At 30.2% G+C, this 23,980-nt stretch carries 25 protein-coding genes; 11 read left to right on the top strand and 14 right to left on the bottom strand.

All coding sequences use genetic code 11. The features are described 5' to 3' along the window. Positions 1 to 14 precede the first annotated feature (14 nt). Genes CCY99_RS05325 through traF (CCY99_RS05315) form a run of 3 tightly spaced genes read left to right on the top strand, consistent with a single transcriptional unit; the run spans position 15 to position 3,298 of the window. A complete protein-coding gene (locus tag CCY99_RS05325; RefSeq protein ID WP_112060375.1) occupies positions 15 to 431 on the top strand; it encodes a universal stress protein in 417 nt (138 codons plus the stop codon). Between the two features lie 17 nt (positions 432 to 448). Next, positions 449 to 1,600, top strand: coding sequence for a conjugal transfer protein TraF (traF, locus tag CCY99_RS05320; RefSeq protein WP_112060374.1), 1,152 nt, complete (start codon positions 449 to 451; stop codon positions 1,598 to 1,600). Between the two features lie 12 nt (positions 1,601 to 1,612). Then, a complete protein-coding gene (gene traF, locus CCY99_RS05315; RefSeq protein ID WP_112060373.1) occupies positions 1,613 to 3,298 on the top strand; it encodes a conjugal transfer protein TraF in 1,686 nt (561 codons plus the stop codon). Positions 3,299 to 3,423: 125 nt separating this feature from the next. Here traF (CCY99_RS05315) and CCY99_RS05310 read toward each other — a convergent pair whose 3' ends face one another. Beyond that, complete coding sequence (locus CCY99_RS05310; RefSeq protein ID WP_112060372.1) at positions 3,424 to 3,849, bottom strand: PepSY-like domain-containing protein; 426 nt, start codon at positions 3,847 to 3,849, stop codon at positions 3,424 to 3,426. Between the two features lie 187 nt (positions 3,850 to 4,036). Between CCY99_RS05310 and CCY99_RS05305 the strand changes: the two genes are divergently transcribed. Further along, complete coding sequence (locus tag CCY99_RS05305; protein WP_112060371.1) at positions 4,037 to 4,675, top strand: hypothetical protein; 639 nt, start codon at positions 4,037 to 4,039, stop codon at positions 4,673 to 4,675. A gap of 5 nt (positions 4,676 to 4,680) precedes the next feature. On the opposite strand, the gene CCY99_RS05300 is transcribed toward CCY99_RS05305, so the two are convergent. After that, positions 4,681 to 5,367, bottom strand: a complete 687-nt coding sequence (locus CCY99_RS05300) for a site-specific DNA-methyltransferase (RefSeq protein WP_112060370.1) — start codon at positions 5,365 to 5,367, stop codon at positions 4,681 to 4,683. 245 nt (positions 5,368 to 5,612) lie between these two features. After that, positions 5,613 to 5,858: an RNA-binding protein gene (locus tag CCY99_RS05295; protein ID WP_220092240.1), complete on the bottom strand. Its 246-nt coding sequence runs from the start codon at positions 5,856 to 5,858 to the stop codon at positions 5,613 to 5,615. A 140-nt stretch (positions 5,859 to 5,998) separates the two neighbouring features. On the opposite strand from CCY99_RS05295, the gene hypF reads away from it, so the two are divergent. Then, positions 5,999 to 8,308: a carbamoyltransferase HypF gene (hypF, locus tag CCY99_RS05290; protein ID WP_181646852.1), complete on the top strand. Its 2,310-nt coding sequence runs from the start codon at positions 5,999 to 6,001 to the stop codon at positions 8,306 to 8,308. Positions 8,309 to 8,351: 43 nt separating this feature from the next. Here the strand turns inward: hypF and CCY99_RS05285 are convergent, their stop codons facing one another. Next, a complete protein-coding gene (locus tag CCY99_RS05285; protein ID WP_112060368.1) occupies positions 8,352 to 11,030 on the bottom strand; it encodes an AsmA-like C-terminal domain-containing protein in 2,679 nt (892 codons plus the stop codon). Between CCY99_RS05285 and mltG the strand changes: the two genes are divergently transcribed. From mltG to CCY99_RS05255, 6 genes are all read left to right on the top strand, one after another. Beyond that, entirely contained in the window at positions 10,972 to 11,916 is a 945-nt protein-coding gene (gene mltG, locus CCY99_RS05280) for an endolytic transglycosylase MltG (protein WP_112060367.1), read from the top strand. The two genes, CCY99_RS05285 and mltG, sit on opposite strands and share 59 nt — an antisense overlap. A 184-nt stretch (positions 11,917 to 12,100) precedes the next feature. Further along, a complete protein-coding gene (locus CCY99_RS05275) occupies positions 12,101 to 12,412 on the top strand; it encodes a 4Fe-4S binding protein (RefSeq protein ID WP_112060366.1) in 312 nt (103 codons plus the stop codon). A gap of 11 nt (positions 12,413 to 12,423) precedes the next feature. Then, positions 12,424 to 13,548, top strand: coding sequence for a 2-oxoglutarate synthase subunit alpha (locus CCY99_RS05270; protein ID WP_112060365.1), 1,125 nt, complete (start codon positions 12,424 to 12,426; stop codon positions 13,546 to 13,548). 1 nt (position 13,549) lies between these two features. Then, on the top strand, positions 13,550 to 14,377 hold the full coding sequence (locus CCY99_RS05265) for a 2-oxoglutarate ferredoxin oxidoreductase subunit beta (RefSeq protein ID WP_112060364.1): 828 nt from the start codon (positions 13,550 to 13,552) through the stop codon (positions 14,375 to 14,377). Further along, positions 14,374 to 14,919: a 2-oxoacid:acceptor oxidoreductase family protein gene (locus CCY99_RS05260; RefSeq protein WP_112060363.1), complete on the top strand. Its 546-nt coding sequence runs from the start codon at positions 14,374 to 14,376 to the stop codon at positions 14,917 to 14,919. The genes CCY99_RS05265 and CCY99_RS05260 overlap by 4 nt, the downstream gene beginning before the upstream one ends. Before the next feature lie 182 nt (positions 14,920 to 15,101). Continuing rightward, positions 15,102 to 16,550, top strand: a complete 1,449-nt coding sequence (locus CCY99_RS05255) for a catalase (RefSeq protein ID WP_112060362.1) — start codon at positions 15,102 to 15,104, stop codon at positions 16,548 to 16,550. A 137-nt stretch (positions 16,551 to 16,687) separates the two neighbouring features. Here the strand turns inward: CCY99_RS05255 and CCY99_RS05250 are convergent, their stop codons facing one another. The 10 genes from CCY99_RS05250 to atpC form a co-directional block, all read right to left on the bottom strand. Beyond that, the gene (locus tag CCY99_RS05250; protein WP_112060361.1) at positions 16,688 to 17,386 is read right to left on the bottom strand and encodes a 5'-methylthioadenosine/adenosylhomocysteine nucleosidase; all 699 of its coding nucleotides are present in this window, start codon (positions 17,384 to 17,386) and stop codon (positions 16,688 to 16,690) included. A 7-nt stretch (positions 17,387 to 17,393) separates the two neighbouring features. Further along, positions 17,394 to 18,311 carry an ACP S-malonyltransferase gene (gene fabD, locus CCY99_RS05245; RefSeq protein ID WP_112060360.1) on the bottom strand — a complete coding sequence of 306 codons (918 nt, stop codon included), beginning with the start codon at positions 18,309 to 18,311 and terminating at the stop codon, positions 17,394 to 17,396. Positions 18,312 to 18,353: 42 nt separating this feature from the next. Then, positions 18,354 to 18,905, bottom strand: coding sequence for a peptidylprolyl isomerase (locus tag CCY99_RS05240; RefSeq protein ID WP_112060359.1), 552 nt, complete (start codon positions 18,903 to 18,905; stop codon positions 18,354 to 18,356). Between the two features lie 9 nt (positions 18,906 to 18,914). Continuing rightward, positions 18,915 to 19,811 (bottom strand): tetratricopeptide repeat protein, encoded by an 897-nt coding sequence (locus CCY99_RS05235; protein WP_181646851.1) that lies wholly within the window; start codon positions 19,809 to 19,811, stop codon positions 18,915 to 18,917. Between the two features lie 33 nt (positions 19,812 to 19,844). Then, a complete protein-coding gene (locus CCY99_RS05230) occupies positions 19,845 to 20,390 on the bottom strand; it encodes an OmpA family protein (RefSeq protein WP_112060357.1) in 546 nt (181 codons plus the stop codon). A 73-nt stretch (positions 20,391 to 20,463) separates the two neighbouring features. Then, positions 20,464 to 21,720, bottom strand: a complete 1,257-nt coding sequence (gene tolB / locus CCY99_RS05225; protein ID WP_112060356.1) for a Tol-Pal system protein TolB — start codon at positions 21,718 to 21,720, stop codon at positions 20,464 to 20,466. After that, positions 21,721 to 22,530 carry an energy transducer TonB gene (locus tag CCY99_RS05220; RefSeq protein WP_112060355.1) on the bottom strand — a complete coding sequence of 270 codons (810 nt, stop codon included), beginning with the start codon at positions 22,528 to 22,530 and terminating at the stop codon, positions 21,721 to 21,723. It abuts the gene before it with no gap. Then, on the bottom strand, positions 22,523 to 22,927 hold the full coding sequence (locus CCY99_RS05215; protein WP_258443537.1) for a biopolymer transporter ExbD: 405 nt from the start codon (positions 22,925 to 22,927) through the stop codon (positions 22,523 to 22,525). The genes CCY99_RS05220 and CCY99_RS05215 overlap by 8 nt, the downstream gene beginning before the upstream one ends. 19 nt (positions 22,928 to 22,946) lie before the next feature. Then, positions 22,947 to 23,528: a MotA/TolQ/ExbB proton channel family protein gene (locus CCY99_RS05210; RefSeq protein ID WP_346436878.1), complete on the bottom strand. Its 582-nt coding sequence runs from the start codon at positions 23,526 to 23,528 to the stop codon at positions 22,947 to 22,949. A gap of 23 nt (positions 23,529 to 23,551) precedes the next feature. Further along, positions 23,552 to 23,950, bottom strand: coding sequence for an ATP synthase F1 subunit epsilon (atpC, locus tag CCY99_RS05205; RefSeq protein WP_112060354.1), 399 nt, complete (start codon positions 23,948 to 23,950; stop codon positions 23,552 to 23,554). Positions 23,951 to 23,980 lie beyond the last annotated feature (30 nt).

Below are 23,980 nucleotides of genomic sequence, written 5' to 3'. Positions count from 1 at the left end.
GAAAGGGATTTATTATGAAACATATTTTATTTGGTGTAAGCGACACAAAAGAGTGTAGAAAAGCCGTAAGTTGTTTAGTTAATCTTTTTAGTGGAGTTAGTGAATTTGATATTACGCTATTACATGTTATATCCGAAGTGATGGTTTATGCAGAAAGCGGAATCTACGACTATAAACATATTTTCTCTGCACAAGATATAGAATCTGACGATTTATTAAAAGAATTTGAAGAGGAGTTTTTAAAACATAATATCAAAGTGAATAAGATTATTAAAAAAGGTAATGCTGGAGATGTTTTACTAGAGCTTGCAAATGACCACGATTTGCTTGTGATTGGTGAGAGCGAATCCTCTCTTTTACATAGAATCTTTAATTCACATCAAGATTTATTTATCACTGCTTCTCCAATTCCGGTGCTTATTGCAAAATAGTTTTAAGGATTTAAGAATTGAAAAAGTTTATTTATTCTTTATTTATTTGTTCTAGTGCTTTTGTAGGTAGCTTAAATGCCTTAGAATTTGGTTATATGGGAAATCAAGCTTTTGGTATGGGTGGAAGTGGCGTAGGGGTTGCACATTCGCCTTTTAGTGCGTATTATAATCCAGCATTACAAAGTGTAGATAAAGGCTTTAAAATAGGATATTCACTAGGGGTTAGGCTAAAGGAAAATAATTTATCTGAATTATCCAAAATACCACTATCTAGTATCGCAGATATTAATGCTTTAAATAATATTCTACAAGATAATAGTATGACTATGACTTCTGAGAATGGAGTAGCTTTGCAAATCCCTATTTTCCTAGGTCCATCTCTATCTTCATCAATTGGAATTGGTCTTTTCTATACAAAACGCGGAAGTGTTAATTTCACCGGAAATATTACCTCAGGCACTGATATTAATAGTGCAACTAACGCCTATATTATTACAAATGGACTTGATATTGTTGAACTTCCATTAAGCTATGCAATAAGGATTTCTAGTGCTGTTGGGCATTTTCATATAGGAGCTAGTGCGAAATATATATTTGCACAACATAGTTTGGTAAGTGAGAAATTTAGCGATAATACAGTTATTTCAGATTCTATTACTAAGGCTTTTTCGGCTTCTGGTGGTGTATCTACTAATACTTATGGCATTGATATTGGTTTGGCTTATTCTTTACCACTTGATGTATTTGTTATTGGTGTTGTTGGCAAGAATCTAAATTCTCCAGATATTAATACAAGCGGAATCGATGGCTTAAAGTTGGATTCACAATATAGGCTTGGTATATCAACTAAGGTTATACCAATGACTACTATTGCCCTTGATGTTGATTTAAAACCAAATATTGAATTTAAAGGTTTGGGCAATGGTATGCCAAAGGATAAGGTTCAGTATGTATCTCTTGGGGGAATGTTTAATGCAGGTATATTTGACTTTAGACTTGGTGTAGCGAAAAATATACTAAAGGGTGATGAGGGTTGGCTTATATCTGGAGGACTTGGGTTTACTTTTATAGATATATCAATATTTTCTAATACAAATCTAGTTAAAATAAATAATGTAAAAATGCCATCTGAATTTGGTGTTAAAATTGGAGGAGGCTTTAGCTTTTAAAAAGGGTTTTTTATGAAATGGTTGGGCTTGTTGATTTTTATAGGATTTCATTTTTGCATAGCATTAGAATTTGGTTCTATGGGAAACACTCCTGCAAGTGTGGGTGGAGCAGGGGTAGCCTATAAGAAAAATAGTTGGGCACTTTTTTATAATCCTGCCATATTAGGGGTAAATAGAAAATATAATATCGCTTATAGTTTTGGTGTTGGTTATGGAGAAAATAATCTAGCACAACTTGCGGATATTGATTATAAAAATATACAGAATCTCCCTGATACGGTGGCAAAATTAGCAGAAAGTAAATCCATATTAAGAGCTGCTTCATCTGTTTCTAGTAGAAATTATAGCGATTTGGGTTTAATAAGCGATGTTTTAAAGAATGTTACAAACTCTACTTTTACTTCTGGAATTACTGATACATCTAGTTTAAAGAGCTATATTGATACTATAACAGGGCAGAGCGGAAGCGATATTGATGATTCAATAAATAAATTAAAAAACCTAAGTGCTGATGAAAAACTTAGTAAATTTACGCAAATAAAAAATGATTTAAGTTCTGCGATAGATAAAGTTGGTGCAAGTGGTAGTGATGTTGGAATCCTAAAAAGCATTATTGATAATCTTGATACTAATAAGATTGATGGCTTAGTAGAATCAATAAAAAATGGCTCAAGTATTAATATCTCTAATCTACTCAATGCTATTGGCGGTATTACTATTAATCGCGGTGCAAATAACTCTATCGATAGACTTTTAGATGATTATATTATCATCGATAAATCATTACAAAGTAATAGCCTAAAGATTCATAGCAATAATGGCTTTGTATTCCACATTGGCGGAAACAAAGAAAGGGGTGCTATTGGCTTTGGGGTTTTGGCAAGTGTGTATGGATTTATGAATCTTGAAATGGATAAAACCCATAATAGAATCATAGTAAACTCTTCTAATAACTATTATGAAATTGGTATTAATGATAATGATATATCACTTTATAGCTCGACTGCTGATAGTTACAATAACTATTCTATTTTAAGTCCAAATGCCAAACATACATTATATTCAAATAATATTGCATTGATAGAAGTTCCTATTGCCTATGGACATACTATACCATTTGTTGCAGGAGATTTTCATATAGGAGCTACATTAAAATATATCCACGCTATTAGTGCGTATAGTAACCAAACACTTAATCTAGAGAATCTAAAATTTAATTTTGATTTAAAAGATAAGATAAAGCAAACTAACACATTCGGTATTGATATTGGCGGTCTCTATACTATAGATTGGTTTTCACTTGGATTTGTAGGTAAGAATCTAAATGCTCCAAAGATTAAAACTTCAAGTGGTAAAATGAGGTTGGATAGTCAATTTCGCACTGGAGTTGGATTTGAGATTTGGAGATTTACCATATTAGCAGATATAGATATATTGCCAAATAGCACTTTAGACCCAAATAAGAAAAATCAAATGGTGGGCGGTGGCGTTATATTCGATGCTTCGTGGTTGGATTTTAGGCTTGGGGCTATGGGGGATTTGAGAGCGAATCCTTATGGGACGATAATAACAGCTGGTATGAATATAGTTAATTTTATAGATATATCTGTTCAATCTAGTCTTATTACTAAAGATATTGAAAATTATAAACTTCCAAATTATCTTGATATTAGGATTGGCGGAAGATTCTTGTTTTAGAGGATATTAAAATGAAATTATTAAGGTTTAAGGGATTTTATTGAGATTCTGCATTTAGATTCTGCAAAGTTTATTGTGAAATTTAATCTTTAGTTACTCTAAAGCAACTAAAGATTTTAAGTAAATTAATCGTCGTATTTTTGTCCTAGTAAGTTACCATTTATATCTAGGTAGATTTTCAACATATTTGCCATTTTTACTTCAAATCCATTCCATTCTTTATCCACTTTTACAATGGCTATATTTGGATATGTTTTTGCTATTGTTTGTGCGACAGGGGCAGGTAATATGCTCGGGTTTATACCACCATAGCTTTCTATATCTTTCCAAGTCCCATCTCTATAAAAATCTATTTTGACGCCATTTGATAATCTTACTTCAAAATCATTATAATCTTGCTCAACATAGACAATATTTGCACCCTGAAAATTGCTACTAATAAATGCTTGTGCATTTTGAGGTAATGCAGTTGCAGGAACAACCATATCGGCAAATAATGCACTTGAGAATATAACGCCCATAGCAATAAATTTAACAAATAACTTTATCATTTATTCCTCTCTTTTAATTTGAAATTTTAAAACGAATTATTATAACAAAAATTGTTTAAAATTACTATTTTAAGATTCCTAAGCATTGCTAACTATTGGTAATTTTTTATATTCTAATATTTGCATACCAAAATGAATTTTAATTATTTTTATGATAGTATTTTTAAGGATTACATTAAGGGATAATATGCCAAACTATAGAGTTACCAAAACTTCATACATAGAGAATCTAAGTATAAAAATACTTAATGAACTAGGGATTTTTACAAAGAGAAATAATACTGCAAATACTACAGCTGTAGATTTAGTTACTGATATAAATAGTATCAAAATCGATGTTCAATATTCTCAAAATTTTGCACAATGGGGAGATTTAAGATATGACTTTGTTTCTGCATATTCAAAAGGAATTAGAGGCAAAGAATACTCATCAATTGATATTTTTAAAAAGTTCGAATCAATATATGGTTTAAAGGTAGATAAGGTTGGCAAATATTATCAAAAAGATTATCTAGATGCAATAATAGTTCTTTTTTACAATCAAACATTAGAAATTATAAATCCCACAAAAGATTATATGCCAGATAAGATTCTTTTAGTTACAAAAGATGAGATTGTAAGATATGTTGATAATAACTTAAATGAACTATTAGAAAAAACCAAACTAAATAATAAAGAGGGATTGGGAGATTTACATGGCTCTGCATTTTTGCCTATTAAGGTTTCAAAACTAATAGAATCTACAAATTGCTATTTTGATACAATTGAAAACCTAAAAAATAAATCTAATGAAATCAAAAAATACTTAGGCTACAAAAAGATATAGAATCTTTATAGATTTCTTTCTTTTACAGCAATTGAGAAATATTCTTTATTTATCTCAAAACCTAGATATTTTCTATTTAATTTTTTTGCCACAAATAAATGTGAGCCACTTCCAAAACAAGGGTCGAATACCAAATCATTTTCATTGCTATTATCTAAAATTAAATGTTTTAATAATTCATGATTTTTTTCTGTGGGGTGTAGCTTACTTCTTCCATTTGGATACTTAAATACTGTATTTTTACAATAAGCATTAAAAGTTTTAGCACCACTTTTTTTAAACCACACAGCCATTTCTACACCACTTAGATATATATGTTGTCCATTCATAGGGTTGGGATTTGATTTTTCCCAAATAATAGGTCTTACTGTTCCTTTTTTGGATGCAAAATACTCGTAAATATTGCTAAATTGTTCTTTTCCACAAAATATTACAACGCTATTTGATGTAATTCTGTATATTTCTTCTAAAAATTTATTTAAGTCAAATGTGATAATATCTGCATATTTTTTATCTAAATTTCTTAGTCCATTGCTACTTCTATTTACAGCATCATAAGGAATATCTGTTAATATAAAAGGTATAGAACTATCTTTAATTTTTTTCATTGCTATCATACAATCTTCATTATAAACTTTGTTAATCTCTAAACCATATTTTGATTTATCTTGAATATAAGATAGTGCTACCATAGTATTTCCTTTAAAAATATTTGAACAATATCAAGCTTTATAATATTTCTTAAAATTTTACAATATTAAATTTATAGATTTAGATTTTTATCTAACTAGCTTTAATGAGATTTAGATTCTAATACAAATTTTTTCTTATATAAATACTATACAATAATATCTTAGAAATGAGTTAGAAGTGAGATGAAAGTTTATAAATGGAGATAAGAAATAACTCTTGGATGCCCAAGAGTTAAATTTAAACTTTAAATTCTGCTTTTTGCTTCATTTACTCTTAAGCTTCTGCCTAAAAAATCAGCATTATTCAAATTTTCAATAGCCTTTAACGCATCATTGTCTTCCATTTCTACAAAACAAAAACCTTTTGGTTTTCTTGTTTCCCTGTCAATAATGATTTTAACTGATTTAACTTCGCCATAATTTCCAAATAGCTCTTTTAACTGCTCTTCATTAGCGTTATAAGGCATATTTCCTACATAAATGCTCTTCAAAATACTCTCCAAAATAAATTTTTAGGATAAAATCCTAATATTAAAGTATTAACCTTTAGTTATATACGATAATATCGTAATATCTTAAGCAAGATAAGCTTAAAAGGAGTTTATAATTTTAATTATTTTAAGGAATATTTTTGCAAACTTGTAAAATAAATATATATGGAATAGTTCAAGGTGTGGGATTTCGCCCATTTATATATAATCTAGCTAATGAATTTGCCCTAAAAGGCTATGTGAAAAATGTGGGAAGTGGTGTTGAGATAGTAATCCAAGATAAATTAGAGAAAAATATTACATATTTTATTAAAGCCATTCCATTGAGAATCCCACAAAATGCAATTATTAGTAATATATTTATAAAAAAAATAAAATCAAAAATCATCTACAAAGATTTTACTATCAAAAAAAGCACATTAGAGATTGGAAATCTAATATATTCTGCTATTCCGCAAGATTTGGCGATTTGCAATGATTGTTTAAGAGAGTTCAACTCCACTTCAAATAGAAGGCATCTTTATGCCTTTATAAATTGCATTAATTGTGGTCCTAGATATAGCATAATAAAATCTCTTCCCTATGATAGAAAAAATACAGCAATGAGCAATTTTGTAATGTGTGAGATTTGCAATAATGAATATAATAATACTATGGATAGGAGATTCCACGCACAGCCTAATTCTTGCCATAAATGCGGTATTAGCTTAAGTATATTTGATAAAAATGCTAAGGATTGTAATGAGAATCTAGATTCTAGTAATAAATCTAAAAAAATACCAAATGTAGAATCTCCAAAAGATAGAAATATTTGTGTTATTAAACAAGCCCAGAATCTCATTTATAAAAATAAGATTCTGGCTATTAAAGGTATTGGTGGATTTAATTTTGTTTGCAAGATTGATTTTAATGTTATAGATAGATTAAGAATACTAAAAAATCGCCCAAGCAAACCTTTTGCGATTATGTTTCGAGATTTAGCACATTTGAAGCGGTATTTTCATATAAGTGATATGGAAGAAAAAACCCTAAATAATCCAATCTCCCCCATTCTATTACTCAAAAATCCAAAAATAACATTTCCATCAAATCTAGCACCAAACTTAGACACGATAGGCGTTATTATCGCTTATAGTCCATTGCATAAACTGCTTTTTAGAAATCAAAAAAAACCATTAATATTTACTTCTGCTAATCTCTCAGGAGAGCCTTTGGTTACCACAAAAGATGAAGCTTTTAAAAAGATTGCCAATGTTTTTGATTATTTGGTTGATTACAATAGAGATATTATAAATCCAATTGATGATAGTGTGAATATTATTTTAGAAAATAAAAAGCGAATCTTACTACGAGCAGCTAGAGGATATTATCCGCTTAGTGTTAAAATTGATTTTTATACTTCTAGCGTTATTTTAGCACTTGGTGCAAATCAAAAAAACCAAATTGCCATATTTTATAAAAATTTTGTGATTATATCGCCATTTATCGGTGATTTGGAGAGCGTAGATTCTATAAATTTATTTCAACAAACAATTAATCTTTTTTTGGATATTTATAAACTCAAACCAGCAATTATACTTTGTGATGCACATTCGCAGTATCAATCTAGTAAAATCGCTTTGTCTCTTAGCTCTAAATTTAATGCCAAACTTTTTAGAATCTACCATCACAGAGCACATTTCTATAGCGTTTTATTTGATAATAATATTTATAAAAAAGATAGAATCTTAGGCATTATTTTTGATGGAACGGGCTTTGGAGAAGATAATAATATTTGGGGCGGTGTATTTTTTATAAAAGAAAAAAATACACTAAAAAGAATCTTGCATTTTAAATATTTCCCTATTATAGGTGATAATAACTATATAAGAGATAATAAAAAAATAGTAGCTGGCATTCTTTTTAGTATTTTTGGAAATAAGATATTAGATGAGTTACCAATAGAAAATATCAATATTTATTATCAAATCTATAAGCAGAATCTAAATTGTTTTTTAACATCATCAGTGGGCAGAATCTTTGATTTTGTCGCATTTTTTTGTGGTGTAGAAAAGCAGAGTTATGAGGGCGAGAGTGGAATGATTATAGAATCTTTATATGATAAAAATATCACAGAATCTTATAAATATGAAATAATCCATAATGAGATTATTTTAGATTCTATGTTTAGGGAGATTCTACAAGATTATAAATATGGGGAAAAAGTGAAAATAGCATCAAAGTTTATTAATACACTAGTTGCAATAGTAGTAGATGTAATAGTTAGAGAAAATGCTATAGTGGTTTTTAGTGGTGGCGTTTTTCAAAATAAGATTCTTTGTGATAGGCTCATTTGTGAGCTTAATAAAAGAAAAATAATCTATTATATGCACGATAAGATTCCGCCAAATGATGGTGGAATAGCATTTGGGCAAATTGCTGCTTATTTATCAAATGATTATTTAAGATAGAATCCTTGAGATTTAATGATTTAATCAAAGATTAAGATTTATTTTAGCGATTTCCCTTTTCTTCACTTTCTTTTTTTAGCTCATCTACGAGTAATTGAAATGGTGAAAATATCCGTTTTATAATATTTACAGGTGCTTTTGCTGTATCTTCTAATAATGATAATTCCATTTTTGGGTCTTCAATTTTCCCTGAAACTTTAACTTCTGTTGTGATTTTTCCATCATCTCCAAGTAAAACATATCCTATTATGGGAATCTTATTTAAAATAGAACTTAAACTCTTCATTGTTGATAAGCTTAAATCAATATTCAATTCCTTTGTTTTTAGGTCGATAACGCCCTCACCGTCAATATCAACTGAGCTACCATTTATATTGATATTTTCTAATGCAATAAATTCATTATTTATTCCTATGCGAATTGTTGCATTATCTACTTCATATCCACTTGTGCTAAATCCCGGAAGCTTAAAAACCACAAGTGAAGGTATCGCATCAATAAATGAAAGCATATTTTGCAACGAAGCCATATTTTTTATGCTAGTATTTGCCATAGTTATATCGCCTAAGAATTTACTATCTTTGTAGATTCCAACTAGTCCAAATGTCCCTCCTGCAACAATCTCGTTGTTAAACATTTTATTTACAAATTCATCATTAAAATTATTTGCATCAATATCCATTACGCCATTATCTAAAATGAGATTTGCTATGCCATTTTTATTTTTACCATTGCTAATAAATCCATTTTGTGTGGTTTTTAGCATTCCGTCATCTAAATGTATGTTGTAACCAAAAAGCTTTATTATGATATTAGTGCCATTTATCAATATATTTGTATATGATTTTGTTTCATTGTCATTACTATCATTTGTCATATTTGCAAATATTGGAATCTTAGAATCTAATATCTCATTTATATCCACCGCTACATTATGTGCTTTTAGCTCTATATCTCCGCTATTTATATCTATTGAAGATTCTATTTGGTGATTTGAATCATTTAATGAAATGGTATCTTTTGTGATGCTTCCATTAATATTTATAGCAGTAATCTTACTTCCATCTAATCTATAAATTGGATAATTTAGATTCTCTATAGTTGCTCTTAGATTGATGTTTTCAATATCTTTTATGCTTAATTTTATATTACCACTATTTATATCAAGTAGTTTTAAGATTGGCGAATATGGGAGAATCTTGCTTATATTATTAATATCTACATTAATAGAATCATTTGCTTTGATATGTATATCATAGTTTGCAAAATCAACTAAAAAATCATCACCACTAAAATCCATTTTGGCATTTATCGTTTGATTGCTAAAATCTAATATATCTGCTGTTTTTTCATCGCTTAATTTAAAATAACTAGGATTTGCCACTAAATCGATTTTTTTATTTAGTGTATCAACCATAATATCTACTTTTGTATCTAAAATATCCTTAAATCGTGCATACGAATCCACTATCAACACAGAATCTTCTTCTATATAGATATTTGCATCTTTTACAAATAAATCCACCCCGCTAACTTTTATATTGGAATCTACAACTTTGAAGAATCCATTTGGTTTAACTACTACTCCCAATTCATGCGTTGGCAATAAAATATCAAGATTAATAAAACCATCTCCAAAACCATCTTTTTGCGTTACGGGAATATTTATCCCATAATAATTTAAGATTCCAAGTATTCTTTCATCTAATATGGCGTGTTTTGCGGTAAGATTTAGCTCTAATAATAGTTGTTTTTCTACGAAATTAGAAATATCTACTTGTCCGCTATCTACTATAACTCCATCATAAGAAGCATTATGTGTTTTAAAACTCAATTTCCCTTTATCGAATATTATAGCGACTTGTTTTGTTACTATTGGGGATAGCTCATCTTCTATTTTTAAACTTACATTTTCGACTAATCCGCTTGCATATAGATTATCTATAATTTTTTTCCCAATATCATTTGATTGTATATTTTTTATATCTAGGTATGCACGATTTATCGTTACACTATCAAATTTAGCTTTTTTGTAAATCCATTCATAAACATTAGTATCCAATACCTTAATATAAGGTGCTAAAACATCGATAGAATTTAACATTGTAGAATCTAATACAATATTTAGATGTTTGAAATCAGTTTGTCCTTGAAATGTTATTGTATTGTCCAATCGATTGTTTATATAGCTTTCTAGGTCAAATGCAAAGATATTGCCCTTTTTGAGATATAAGATTCTGCCTTTTATGTCTAATTCCTCTTTTTTGACCTTAAGTGTGTCAATATCTAAAAATATATCATCACCATCATTTTTTAATTTGAAAGCCGCTAGGACATATGGGATATTTATTTTATATTGATTTCCATCGAAGTAGATTGATGAGCTTTCATTTGCATATTGTATATTTGATATATCCAAATGCTCAAAAAATGAAGTTACCCAAATAGCCCTTCGCACAATATTTGCTATATCTGCTATACTTGGAGGGGCAGAATCTTTGGCTATTTGTATTACTCCTAAGTCTATATTATCAATATCTAATACTAACTTTTTGTCTAATTTTAGATATAATCCGTCAATCTTAATTCCTGCAATGGATAAACTATTTATTCTAATGCCATCGCTTAGGGTTTTAAAAATCAATAAAAAAAGTAGAATAATAATGAGTAGAACGGCAATTTTGCTATATGTTTTTCTAAATGTAGCCTTATTTTTTATCATATCTATTTTCTATTATTTAAGTTTGAGTGCTTCTTATCCCAGTGTTATTAATGTTCCAAAAGGGAGTATTGGCGGAATTATAACACATTTAGAAAAAAATAATTTAGATGTTAATAAATTAGATTTATTTTTATTGCGTTTCATTGGTTCTCCTCAAAGTGGTTGGATAGAGATTCATCCTACAAATGCAATAAATCAAGAAACCTCGAAAGGTAGTTTTTTATATCAGCTTACAAATTCTAAAGCTGCATTAAAGGAATTAAAGCTAATTCCGGGTGAAACTATGTATTTTTTCATAGAAGATATTAGCGCTACCTTAGGATTAGATAAACAGGAACTTTGGGATGCATATTATGAAAATACTTCTTATCCAGATGGTGTGATTTATCCAGATACTTATAAAGTTCCAATAGATATAGGTCCTAGATATTTGATGGGTTATTTAATCGGGCAGTCGATGAAACAGCACAAAAAGAATGCAATTAAGATTCTCGGGCGATATGATGAAAAACAATGGTTTAATTATGTAACAATTGCTTCAATTGTGCAAAAAGAAGCTGCAAATATCGCTGAAATGCCAATTATTGCGGCTGTAATATACAATCGATTAAAACTAAAAATGCCACTTCAAATGGACGGCTCTCTTAATTATGGTGAATATTCTCATCAAAAAATTACTCCACAAAGAATTAGAAATGATAAAAGCGTTTATAATACCTACAAATATAAAGGGATTCCGCCCTATCCAGTAGGAAGTGCTAGTATGGATGCTATTATTGCTACGATTCGCCCTGCAAAAGTTGATTATTTATATTTTGTAAAAAATTCTTCAGGAACTCATAGCTTTTCAAATAACTACGAAAAACATTTAGAAAATATTAAATAGCCTATTTCATAATACTATAGGCTATATTAATAATTTAATTAATCATTACTCTATGCAAAAATGTTACAATTTTTTTAAAAATACTGCAAAAAAATGTTTGGAATGGATAAAAATTCTTTATTAGTAATTACAATTAAGTTGTATAATTTATATAAAACAAAGGTTAGTCAATTAAGGAGTAAAAATGAGCAGTTTGCAGACACCAGTAAATGTTCCTGTGTGGGTTGATTATGATAGATGTAAGGCTTGTGATATTTGTGTTGATGTATGTCCAAGTGGAACTCTTGCTATGAGATTTGATAAAAGCTCTATAAATGGCAAGATTATTGATATTATAAACCCAAATAGTTGTATAGGTTGTAATAATTGTGAGCTATCTTGTCCAGATTTTGCCATACATGTGGCAGATAGGAAAGAATTTAAATTCGCAAAACTTACTAAAGAGGCAAAGGAAATGGCGGCAAAAATCAAAGAAAATAAATATATGGTATTATAAGGAAAATAGATATGAGAGATATTGTTTCAGAGGGAAATGAATTAGTAGCAATTGCAGCTATTGATGCTGGTTGTAAGTTTTTTGGCGGATATCCAATAACTCCATCAAGTGAAGTTGCACACACTATGAGTGTTCTTTTACCAAAAAATGATGGTGTTTTTATACAAATGGAAGATGAAATAGCTGGTATTTCTGTAGCTATTGGTGCTTCAATGGGCGGAGCAAAATCACTAACAGCTAGTTCTGGTCCCGGCATTTCATTGAAAGCAGAGCAGATTGGATATGCTTTTATGGCAGAAATTCCATTGGTTATTGTTAATGTTATGCGTGGTGGTCCATCAACAGGGCTTCCTACGAGAGTATCACAAGGTGATATAAATCAAGCTAAATCTCCAACACATGGTGATTATTGTTCTATTGCACTTTGCCCGGGAAGTTTAAGTGAGACTTATACACAAACTATTAGGGCATTTAATCTAGCAGAAGAGTTAATGACCCCTGTTTTTTTATTGCTTGATGAAACATTGGGACATATGCATGGAAAAGCTTTTTTACCAGAACTCGATGAGGTGCAAAAAAGCCTTATAAGTAGACGAAAATTCGATGGCGACCCAAAAGATTATAAGCCATATCAAGTTCCAAATGATGAAAGTGCGATTTTAAATCCATTTTTTACCGGATATAAATATCACATTACAGGGCTTACTCACGGATATACAGGATTCCCAACAGAAGATGAAAAATTAAGTAGTGAATTAATTGCTAGATTATTTAATAAAATAAATTCAAAAGCTTCTAAGATTGAAGAATATGAAGAATATATGCTTGAAGATGCAGAGATTCTACTTATTGCCTATGGCTCTGCTTCATTATCTGCAAAAGAGGCGATAAATGAATTACGAAAAAATAATATAAAAATTGGACTTTTTAGACCTATTACAATTTGGCCATCTCCAGAAAAAAAGATAGCAGAAATTGGAGCTAGATTTAAAAAGATTCTGGTAGTTGAATTGAATTTAGGTCAATATGTAAAAGAAATTGAACGAATAATGAAAAAAGAGGTCAAATTTTATGGAAAAGCAAATGGTAGAGCTATCTCTCCTAATGAAATTATAAATGAAGTAAAAGGGTTGTAAAATGGCATATAATTATGATACATATCTAAGAATGGATAAAATGCCTACACTTTGGTGTTGGGGTTGTGGTGATGGAGTAATCTTAAAAACTGTTATTAGAGCAATAGAAAATATTGGTTGGGATATGAATGATGTTTGCGTTGTAAGTGGGATTGGCTGTAGCGGGAGATTCTCATCATATTTGAATTGTAATACCGTTCACACCACACACGGGCGGACTTTGGCATATGCCACAGGTATCAAGCTAACAAATCCAAAAAAACATGTTATTGTTATTTCTGGTGATGGTGATGGAATGGCAATCGGTGGAAATCATACAATTCACGCCTGTAGACGAAATATTGATATAAATTTTATTTTAATTAATAATTTTATTTATGGTTTGACAAACTCTCAAACTTCACCAACTACGCCTAGGGATTTTTGGACGGTTACTGCACAATATGGAAATATTGATTACACATTTGACCCTTGTAAATTGGCAGATGCTGCGGGGGCTTCGTTTGTGGCTAGAGGTGGTGTTACAAAACCACAGAAATTAGAGAGCATCCTTGCTTCCGGTTTTAAGCACGAAGGATTTAGCTTTTTTGATATTCATAGTAATTGTCATGTTAATTTAGGTAGAAAAAATAAGATGATTGAGGCTGTAGATATGCTTAATTGGATAGATTCTAGATTGGTTTCTAAGATGGAGTATGAAAAACTAAGCCCAGAAGAACAAGAAAATAAATTTGTAACTGGAATCTTAAAAAATGACACAAGCAAAGAAGAATATTGCAATGCGTATTTTAATAAAGTTGTAGCAAAGGCTAAAGGAGGCAAGAAATGACAGAGCTTCGCTTTACAGGTGTTGGGGGACAGGGTGTTTTATTAGCTGGGGAGATTCTAGCAGAAGCGAAAATCAAGGATAAAGGCTATGGAGTGAAAGCAGCGACTTATACGAGCCAAGTTCGTGGCGGTCCTACTAAGGTTGATATTTTACTTGATAATAATGAGATTCTATATCCATATGCACAATCAATCGATTTTATGCTTTCAACGGCACAAATCAGCTACAATCAATTCAAGGTTGATTTGAAAGACAATGCAATAGTTGTAGTTGAAAGTAATCTAGTAAATCCTGCAAAAGAGGATTATGAAAAATATAGAATCTACAAGATTCCTATTATAACTATCGCAAAAGAGGAAGTAGGCAATGCCGTAACGCAATCTGTTGTTGCACTTGCAATCACAGTTACACTTACTAAATGTGTTGATAGAGATATTGTTTATGAAACTATGCTTTCAAAAGTTCCTGCTAAGGTTGCAGATGTAAATAAGAAAGCTTTTGAGCTTGGTGAATTATACGCAAATCGTGCTCTTGTAGGCTAAAATCAAATCTAAGTCCAATTTTTATTGGCTTAGATTATAAAATCTTACTAAATTTTAGCGACGCTTTCATAAGATATTAGTATTGTTTTTAATATTTTTTAAATAATAATTTTTATTTTTTAATAATTTTTAATATTTAATGTTGTATAATCAAATCTCAATTTTGAAAAAGGAGAATTTTTATGAAAAATTTAAAAATGACGACAGCGACGGGAACCCCGGTAGATAATAATCAAAACTCCCTAACAATGGGACCAAGAGGACCAATGCTATTGCAAAATGTGTGGTTTTTAGAGAAACTAGCACATTTCGATAGAGAGAGAATCCCAGAGCGTGTGGTTCACGCCAAGGGAAGTGGGGCATATGGTAAGCTAACTATCACCCACGATATTACGAAATACACAAAAGCCAAAGTTTTCAACAAAATCGGCAAGGAAACTCCAGTATTCTTGCGATTTTCAACCGTGGCAGGTGAGCGAGGTGCAGCAGACGCGGAGCGAGATGTAAGAGGATTCGCCCTAAAGGTTTATACAGAGGAAGGGAATTGGGATTTAGTTGGTAATAATACTCCAGTATTTTTTATCCGCGATGCGTTGAAATTCCCAGATTTTATCCACACTCAAAAACGAGACCCAAAGACAAACTTGCGAAGTGCAACTGCGGCGTGGGACTTTTGGAGCCTGCACCCTGAATCTTTACACCAAGTAACAATCCTGATGAGCGATAGAGGACTACCAAAGAATTTCCGCCAAATGCACGGATTTGGAAGCCACACTTATAGCTTTATCAATGCGAAAAATGAGCGATTCTGGGTGAAATTCCACTTTAAATCCATGCAAGGAATCGAAAACTACACAGACGAGGAAGCAGCCGAAGTCGTGGGTAAATGCCGAGAATCCGCACAGCGAGATTTATATGAAAATATCGAAAAGGGCAATTTCCCAAAATGGAGATTCTGCATTCAAATTATGCCAGAGGCAGAGGCGAAAACTTGCGGATTCCACCCATTTGACTTGACTAAAACTTGGTCGCATAAGCAATATCCACTAATTGAAGTGGGAATCTTGGAGCTAAATAAAAATCCGGAAAACTACTTCGCAGAAGTCGAGCAAAGTGCCTTCAACCCAGCAAACATCGTGCCGGGCATTAGCTTTAGCCCGGATAGAATGCTACAAGGGCGACTTTTCAGCTATGGCGACACACAACGATATAGACTTGGTGTAAATCACACTCAGCTTCCAGTAAATGCGCCAAAATGCCCGTATCACAACACAAGCCGAGATGGCTTTATGCAAAATGGCAACTACGGCGGACTTATCAACTACAATCCAAGTTCGTTACCGGGCTATGAGGAAGAAAGTGGTGTAGAGGAGCCGAACTTTGATGCAAGTAAAATCCAAGATGACGCACACATCGCGGGGCATTTTGACTTTAGGGATTATGATGATGATTACTACACACAGCCGGGCGATTTGTATCGATTGATGAGTGATGCGCAAAAAGAGGTGCTTTGCCAAAATATCAAACGAGCAATGGAAGGTGTGCCAGTAGAGATTAAGAAAAAGCAAATCGAGCATTTCAAAAAAGCCGACTTAGCTTATGGCAAGAGAGTAGAGGAATTGGTATTATAAATCATTTAAGATTCTATAATTAAAACATATAACAATATTGTTATATGTTATTCATGCTTTGTTTAACTCCTTTTGTGAGGCATATAGCCTCACAAATTTCTTAAATATTATTCCCTTAATTAGATAAAAATTGATGACTATATTTTTATAATTTTATCAACCATAGATAATACAAAAGAAGCACTTTTTATAGCAGAAGTTGATAGAAATTCATCAAAATTTATATCTGCATTATCATCTGCACTATCACTAATAGAGCGAATTACACAAAATGGAATATTTAATAAATTTGATACAACAGCTATACTAGCACCTTCCATTTCTACAGCACAAGCATTAAAGTTCTCAATAATCCATTGTTTTTTATCTCTATTAGATACAAAGGTATCGCCAGATGCGATTATGCCGTCTTTGAGTGGTATATTTTTATCTTTCGCTACTTGTTTTGCTATATCATTTAGTATTTTATTCGTATTAATATAAACACTACTTTCTGGAATAAAACCAAGTGGATGTCCAAAAGCGGTAATATCAACATCATATTGGCAAAGTGAGGTTGCAAGAACTATATCTCCAATCTTTAAATCACTACTTAATCCACCCGCAACGCCTGTGAATATAATGTAATCAGCATTAAAACATAAAATCATACTAGAGCAGGTTAAAGCAGCGTGAATCTTACCTATCTTGCTATATGCTATTATGATTTTATAGTTTTTGTAATTTGCTATATAGTATGAATTGCCACCAATATTTTTTGTATCATAGTCTTTAAAATATGCCAAAAGCGGAGTAATCTCCTCTTGCATTGCACCAATTATTGCTATTGTTTTCATTATTGTCCTATTTATTTATCTCATTTAATGTAGATTCAAGGCTAGAAATATTTGAAACACAATATGTCGGTTTGCTTCCTAATCGCTTATTTAAGCCTTTTAATACATTGCCATATCCAAACTCTATGAAGCAATCGATTCTATCTTGATTTGCTTGAATGGATTGTTTGTAAAAAACAGGTTTTGTAAGCTGCATAGTGAGAAGTTCTAATGCTTTGGCTTTACTTTTATAGGATTCCATCGTTGCATTTGATATGACTTCAGAGGTAAAATTATCCACTAAAGCATTATCTAAAATATTTTTAAATTCATCACACATACTATTTAAAAGCGGACAATGACTAGCAACAGACATAGGAAGCATTAAGAATCTTTTTGCTCCAAGATTTTTTATCTCATTTTCTGCTTTCAATAGCTCTTTTTTTAATCCAGCCAATACATTTTGTCCATCACTATTATAGTTAGCACACCAAATATTTTCTTTTTGCTTACAGAAATCTTCTAAAATATTATCATCTAGCCCCATTACAACAGCCATTCCAGCTTCTAAGCCATCACAAGCTTTTTGCATTAACTCACCTCTTTTATAAACTAGGCTTATCGCATTTTCAAAAGAGATTCCATTAACCACTACATTTGCTGTAATCTCGCCTAATGAATGTCCTAAAGTGAATATAGGCATACTTTTATTTTGCTTGTTAAATAATATATATGATATATAACTTACTAATAAGATTGCTGGTTGTGTAAATTGTGTTTTATTGATATTGTCATTATCTTCAAAAAGGAGATTTTTCATATCAATTTTTAATATATCACTTGCAGTATCAAATAATTCTTTTGCAATGCTGTAATTCTCATAAAATTCTTTCCCCATTCCAATAGCTTGACTTCCTTGTCCGGGAAAAATAAAAGCAAGTTTCATCAAATAACCTTTGTAGATTGATTTTAAAACATTGATATTTGATTAATGTTTGCCACAGCAACTTTCACCATCTTTATGATGAGAGCCACCACAGCATTCACCAGAACTATGACCACAACCACAAGATGAAGATGTTAATTCTAGTATTTCTTCTTGGGTTGGTTCTTTGCTAGATAATACTTCTACATCAAATAATAATGTTTTTCCAGCTAGTGGGTGATTATAATCCACCATAATAGAATCTTCACCAATCTCATCAACAATAACTTGAATAGTTTGTCCATCTTCACTTTGACCAAAAAGTGTCATTCCTTTTACTAATTCAATTCCGCTAAATTGGTCTTTTGGCACTTCTTGTAAGAAATCAGGGTTTTTTATTCCATATGCATCTTCAGGTTTAATTTCAACTTTAAAATTACTTCCTACAGCTTTTCCTATTAAGGCATTTTCTAAACCTATAATAACTTGATTTTGTCCAAGCAAAAAGGTAAAAGGTTGCTCTTCGTCTTTATTGGAATCTAATATCTCGCCACTGCTCTTATCTGTAACTGTATAGTTTATGGCTACTAGATGATTTTTTTCAATTTTGCTCATAATATTCCTTTATTTTAATTTATCTAATTGACTTTTTGCTTCTTTTGCCTCATTGCTATTAGGGAATAATGACAATAATGAATTATAAAAGTTTTTTGCATTATCTATGTCTTTTAAAACTCTAAAAGAATTTGCACTATTTAAAAGTAAGCGAGGCATATAGGTGGCTTTATCATCTAAAATAGCACTCTCTTTATAATAATAAATCGCATCATTATAGCGATTTTGTTCATATGCGATATTGCCTAACATATAATTAGATTCTGCTTTTTTATAATCAATTTCAATAAACCATTTATATCTAGCAATTGCTTCATTGAATTTTTTTGCATAAGTTAAGCTTCTAGCTTCTTTAAAAATATCACCTCTTCTTGTTGTATCTTTGTCAAAATCTATATTGCTAGAATCCTTTATAGATTCTGTGCTAACTTTAGGATTTGTAGTATTATTGTCATTTATCCTATTAGTATTAATTGGTTTTGTAGCATTATCATTTTGTTTTTCTATTTCAGCAGATAATATTTCTTGAATTTGGTTGATAGCATTATTGATACTATCTAAACTATTTTTTAGCAATTGTATATTGTTTGTGTTGTTTAGCACTTGTTCTTGTAGATTTTGAATATCATTTTTTTGAATATTAGTATTATCATTTGTATTAATCTTATCGTTTATTTCTTTTATGTTTAAAGCATATCCTTCATAAATACTTTTTAAACCCTCTAAAGAAGTTTCTAGTTGTTTAACACGATTATCTAATTCAAATATTTTATTGGATTGTTGTTCACTCTTATTTTTAATACTTTGTATTTCTTTTTTTGTGTTACCATTTTGTAGCTCAAAAGCAGATGGTTCTTTAGCCCATACAAGGCTAAAGAATAATATAAAAATTAATATAGCTTTCACAAATATTAACTTAAAATATAAAAATTTTCTATATTATTGAGCATTTGGAATTAAAACAAAATCAACTCTTCTATTTTCTCTCCAGCATTCTTTTGTTTTTTCTGTGCATCTAGGTTTGCTCTCACCATAGCTTACAAGCTTAATTTTATTAACAGGGACATCATTATTTACAAGTGCATCTTTAACAGAAGAGGCTCTTTTTAATCCAAGTGCATAATTATATTCATCACTTCCCCATTCATCGGTATTTCCTTCTACTCTTACTTCATAAACGCTATCTGTGATTAATTTCGAATTAGTTTTAATTGTTTGAATATTTCTATCACCTTCTATATTGAATTTATCAAATGCAAAATATACTGAATGTAATTCATTACCACTTACATTACCACCCATTGCGTTATCTGAATCTGATGATGAACCAGTCATCACTCCATCTCCACTAGTGCTAGTTGTTGTAGTAGTGCCATCTGATGATACTTGTGTAGTAGTTCCATCTACTTCTACATCTGCTTTTTCTGAGCACCCAGCAATTACAAAAGCTATGACTAATGAACCAATGATTAATATTTTTTTCACTTTTCGTTTCTCCTCTTTTTTGTGAATTAAGTGAATATTCTAGCTAAATTATAATATTATTGTCAATAATTTTTTACCAATCTATCGCTTGTATTTTTTCATTTGCTAAAGGAAATAGATAGCTTTTATTATAGTTTAATCTAATGATACCAAGTGAGCTTTCTGTATCTGTATTTTTTATAAACATAATACTCCCGCCATCTCTTGAAAATCTTGGCATTTGATTTACACCATTTGCAGTTAATCGTCTTATATAATCACTTTTTATTGAAATTAAATAAAGGTTAAATAAATTATTCCCAAATTCATTTTCACTTTCTCTACTTGAATAAACAATATATTCATTATGTGCACTCGCAGAGCTATTATTTCTTCCGTGATATACAAGTTGATTGATTAATTTTGTTGATAAATCTAATGAGAAAATATTTGGATACCCCATTCTATCGGATATAAACATAATGCCTTTTTCATTATCTATGAAATTTCCACCAACATCAATACCGCTATAATTCGTGAGCCTTTGAGTAGATTTTTTGTTAGTATCATATAAGTAAATATCTGGTTGTCCATTAGGTGCCATACTAAGTAATACTTTACTTCCATCTAAACTTACATCGGAGGTTATAAGTAATCCATCACTAGATAGAAGTTGCTCCATTTTACCAGTATAAATATTGTATTTTATGAGAGTTGGAGAATCTAGATATTTTGTAAAATATATGCTATCTTGTTCGCTATTTGCCCATTTTGGAAAAATATTTAAACCATTTCTAATGATTGTATTTTGAAATGTAAGAGTGTAATCTGCAACCACAATATGGCTTTCTTCTGGTTTTGTATATTTTGAAAATACTACAAATCTATTCATCCAATCAATCGATGGTGCTTTTATATAATTATTTATATCAATAGCCATTTTATGTGCCAAAAAAGGATACCTAGAATCTTGATTTACGGTATATTGCTTGGATAATACTACTTGTTTGATATTTATATCATAAACAACAAGATTTGTTATAATTTCATTTTTACTTACACTACTTTCTAATTTTGCAACCAAATTTATATTATTTGCTGCTTGTGTGGCATAATCAATATTATTATTGCCATTATTATTTTCTAAAACATTGAAGTGTCCGCTAACTTTTAGGTCTGCTATAAGCATCTTATATATTTTATTAGCAGTTAATGCACTATTTTTATTACTATTTAGATTCTCCACCATAATATTTGGCAATTTTGTTGTATCTTTTATTATCTCAATAGTTGCATCAAATGCAAATGCATTAACGATAAAAATAAAAAAAACAAGAATCTTTTTTATCATTTAATCTCCTTTTTTATTTCTAAATATTACTTCTAATCTATCTATATCGACATCATCTAATGTTGGAAATGTTGTATTTTTAAGTTTTTCTAAGGATTCTTCTAAATCATTATCGAAATTGTCGTTACCAGATTTTTTTTTGATAGTATAGCTAAAAATTCCATCTTTACTAATTCTAATTATCACAGTTGATGATAATGTCGTATCAAAACTACTTTTAATATTCCAATTTGAATACAATAATTCTGCTAATTTATTGCAATAATCACTATATTTATCACAAAATTTACTAGTAGCAGAATCCGATATTGAGATATTCTCATTTAGATTCTGTAAAGTTTGCATTATATTTTGTGTTTTTTGCAGAATCTCATTTAATTTTTCATTTTTTATAGCATCATTATCATCTGTTTTTTGTTTATTTAATGCAATTTTATCTCTATTATCCGCAAGAGGTAAATCCTCTTTTGTTGGTTTTAGATTTTTCGTATCTATTTTTTCAAATAAATCACTAGCCCCGAATCCTGCAATAGGAGTTTTAGAACCGCTTTCTTTAGTTTTAGCTTTACCTTTATTTGTATTTTGTGGAGATGGCTTTTTAGGAATATTTTGTGGAATTTGCTCAATAACTTCATCTACTAAACTTACATTTATACTACTAATCTTACTTGGGTTGTTAATCGATATTTTAATATGGTTATTACTATTTAATATAAAAGCGATAAAAAAAAGCAATAAAATATATAAAAATACTGCAAAAATGCCACTAAGTGCAAAGTATAGATTATCTACATTATTAGTTTTAGCCATTTGTTATTAAAGATGCCTTTAAAAAACCTGCTTCCTTGATAGTTTTTAATACAAATATAACATCACCATATACAATATCTTTGTCTGCTCTTATTCTCACTTCTGTGTCTTTATTGTAAGTTGATGAAAATAGAATAAAACTATCAGTAAAATTTTTATAAGAAAATACAGAATCTTTTATATAGATATTTTTATTTTTATCTATTCTAATCTCTATAATAGGGTCGTCTATAACTTTTTGTGTTTTAGAACCTTTTGCTAATACAATATCTTCTTTATAAACAATGGTTGGTGTTGTTACCATAAGAATTGCAAGTAAAACAAGCATAATATCCACCAAAGGTGTAATGTTTAAGTCTGGCAGTTCGTCCCAATTAAAATCACCATTATTTCCCAAAACAATTCCTTATAAGATATTATTTTAATGTGATTTTAGGATTAATATCTTTTGTGGCACTTAAAATAATATTAATTTGCATATCTAGATAGGTTGTGGCTTCGTAAGCTTTTCTTTTTAAAAGCACATAAAATGAATATGCTGGAATAGCTGTTAATATTCCAAATGCAGTAGCAATTAATGCTTTTGATATGATTGGAGCTATAATATCAAATGATACTTTTCCCTCGCCACCTAAGTAATAAAATGCTTCCAATATCTCAACTACCGTTCCAAATAATCCAATAAATGGTGCAGTTGATGAGATAATACTAAGCATAGATAAACCAGTAGTAAGTTGCTTTATAGCTTTTATTTTATACATATTAAGCGTTTCTGCATCGATTTTTTTATTACTATTTAAGATATTAGAAAATACAGATTCTTTTATTGGTAGCATATTATTATTAAGTAATTCCAATGTTCCTTTTTCTGCATTTAAAATATCGCTTAACTTTAAAAATCTCCATATAAAAATCCAAATGTTTGCTATAAAATAGATTGATAGCCAAGCTAAAACAAACCAAGTAATAGCTCCCATATCAGAAAAAAAACTACTCAAAAATAATACTCCTTAATATGCTACTATACAATTTGTTTAGCATTAGTCTCTATTTTATGTAATACTGATGAAAGCAATACTTTATCAGAAGCGGCATCTTCAAGTAGGCTTTTTGCATTATCTATTGCTTTAGATATTTCACTATCAGAATTACCAGTAATCGCAACAGCACCATTTGCTAGAATATCAACATTTGTTGTATTTACTTTAGCATATCCCCAATTTATGGCGATTAATTCTTTTTTACCATCTTTCATATCTATATCAATAACCCCAGCTTTTAGCAAAGATAAAAAATCGCAATGTCCGGGAAGAACACCAAATTCACCCTCTTCTCCGGGTAGATTTACGGCTTTTACTTCACCATCAAATATCATTCCATAAGGGGTTACTATAGATAATTTTATATTGTTATTTTCCATAATTTATATAAACCTTAAATTTAGTTTAAC

The sequence above is a fragment of the Helicobacter sp. 16-1353 genome (assembly GCF_003288815.1).
Lineage (GTDB): Bacteria > Campylobacterota > Campylobacteria > Campylobacterales > Helicobacteraceae > NHYM01.
Note: the sequence above shows the minus strand (reverse complement) of the source record. Positions and strands in the feature narration are given on the sequence as shown.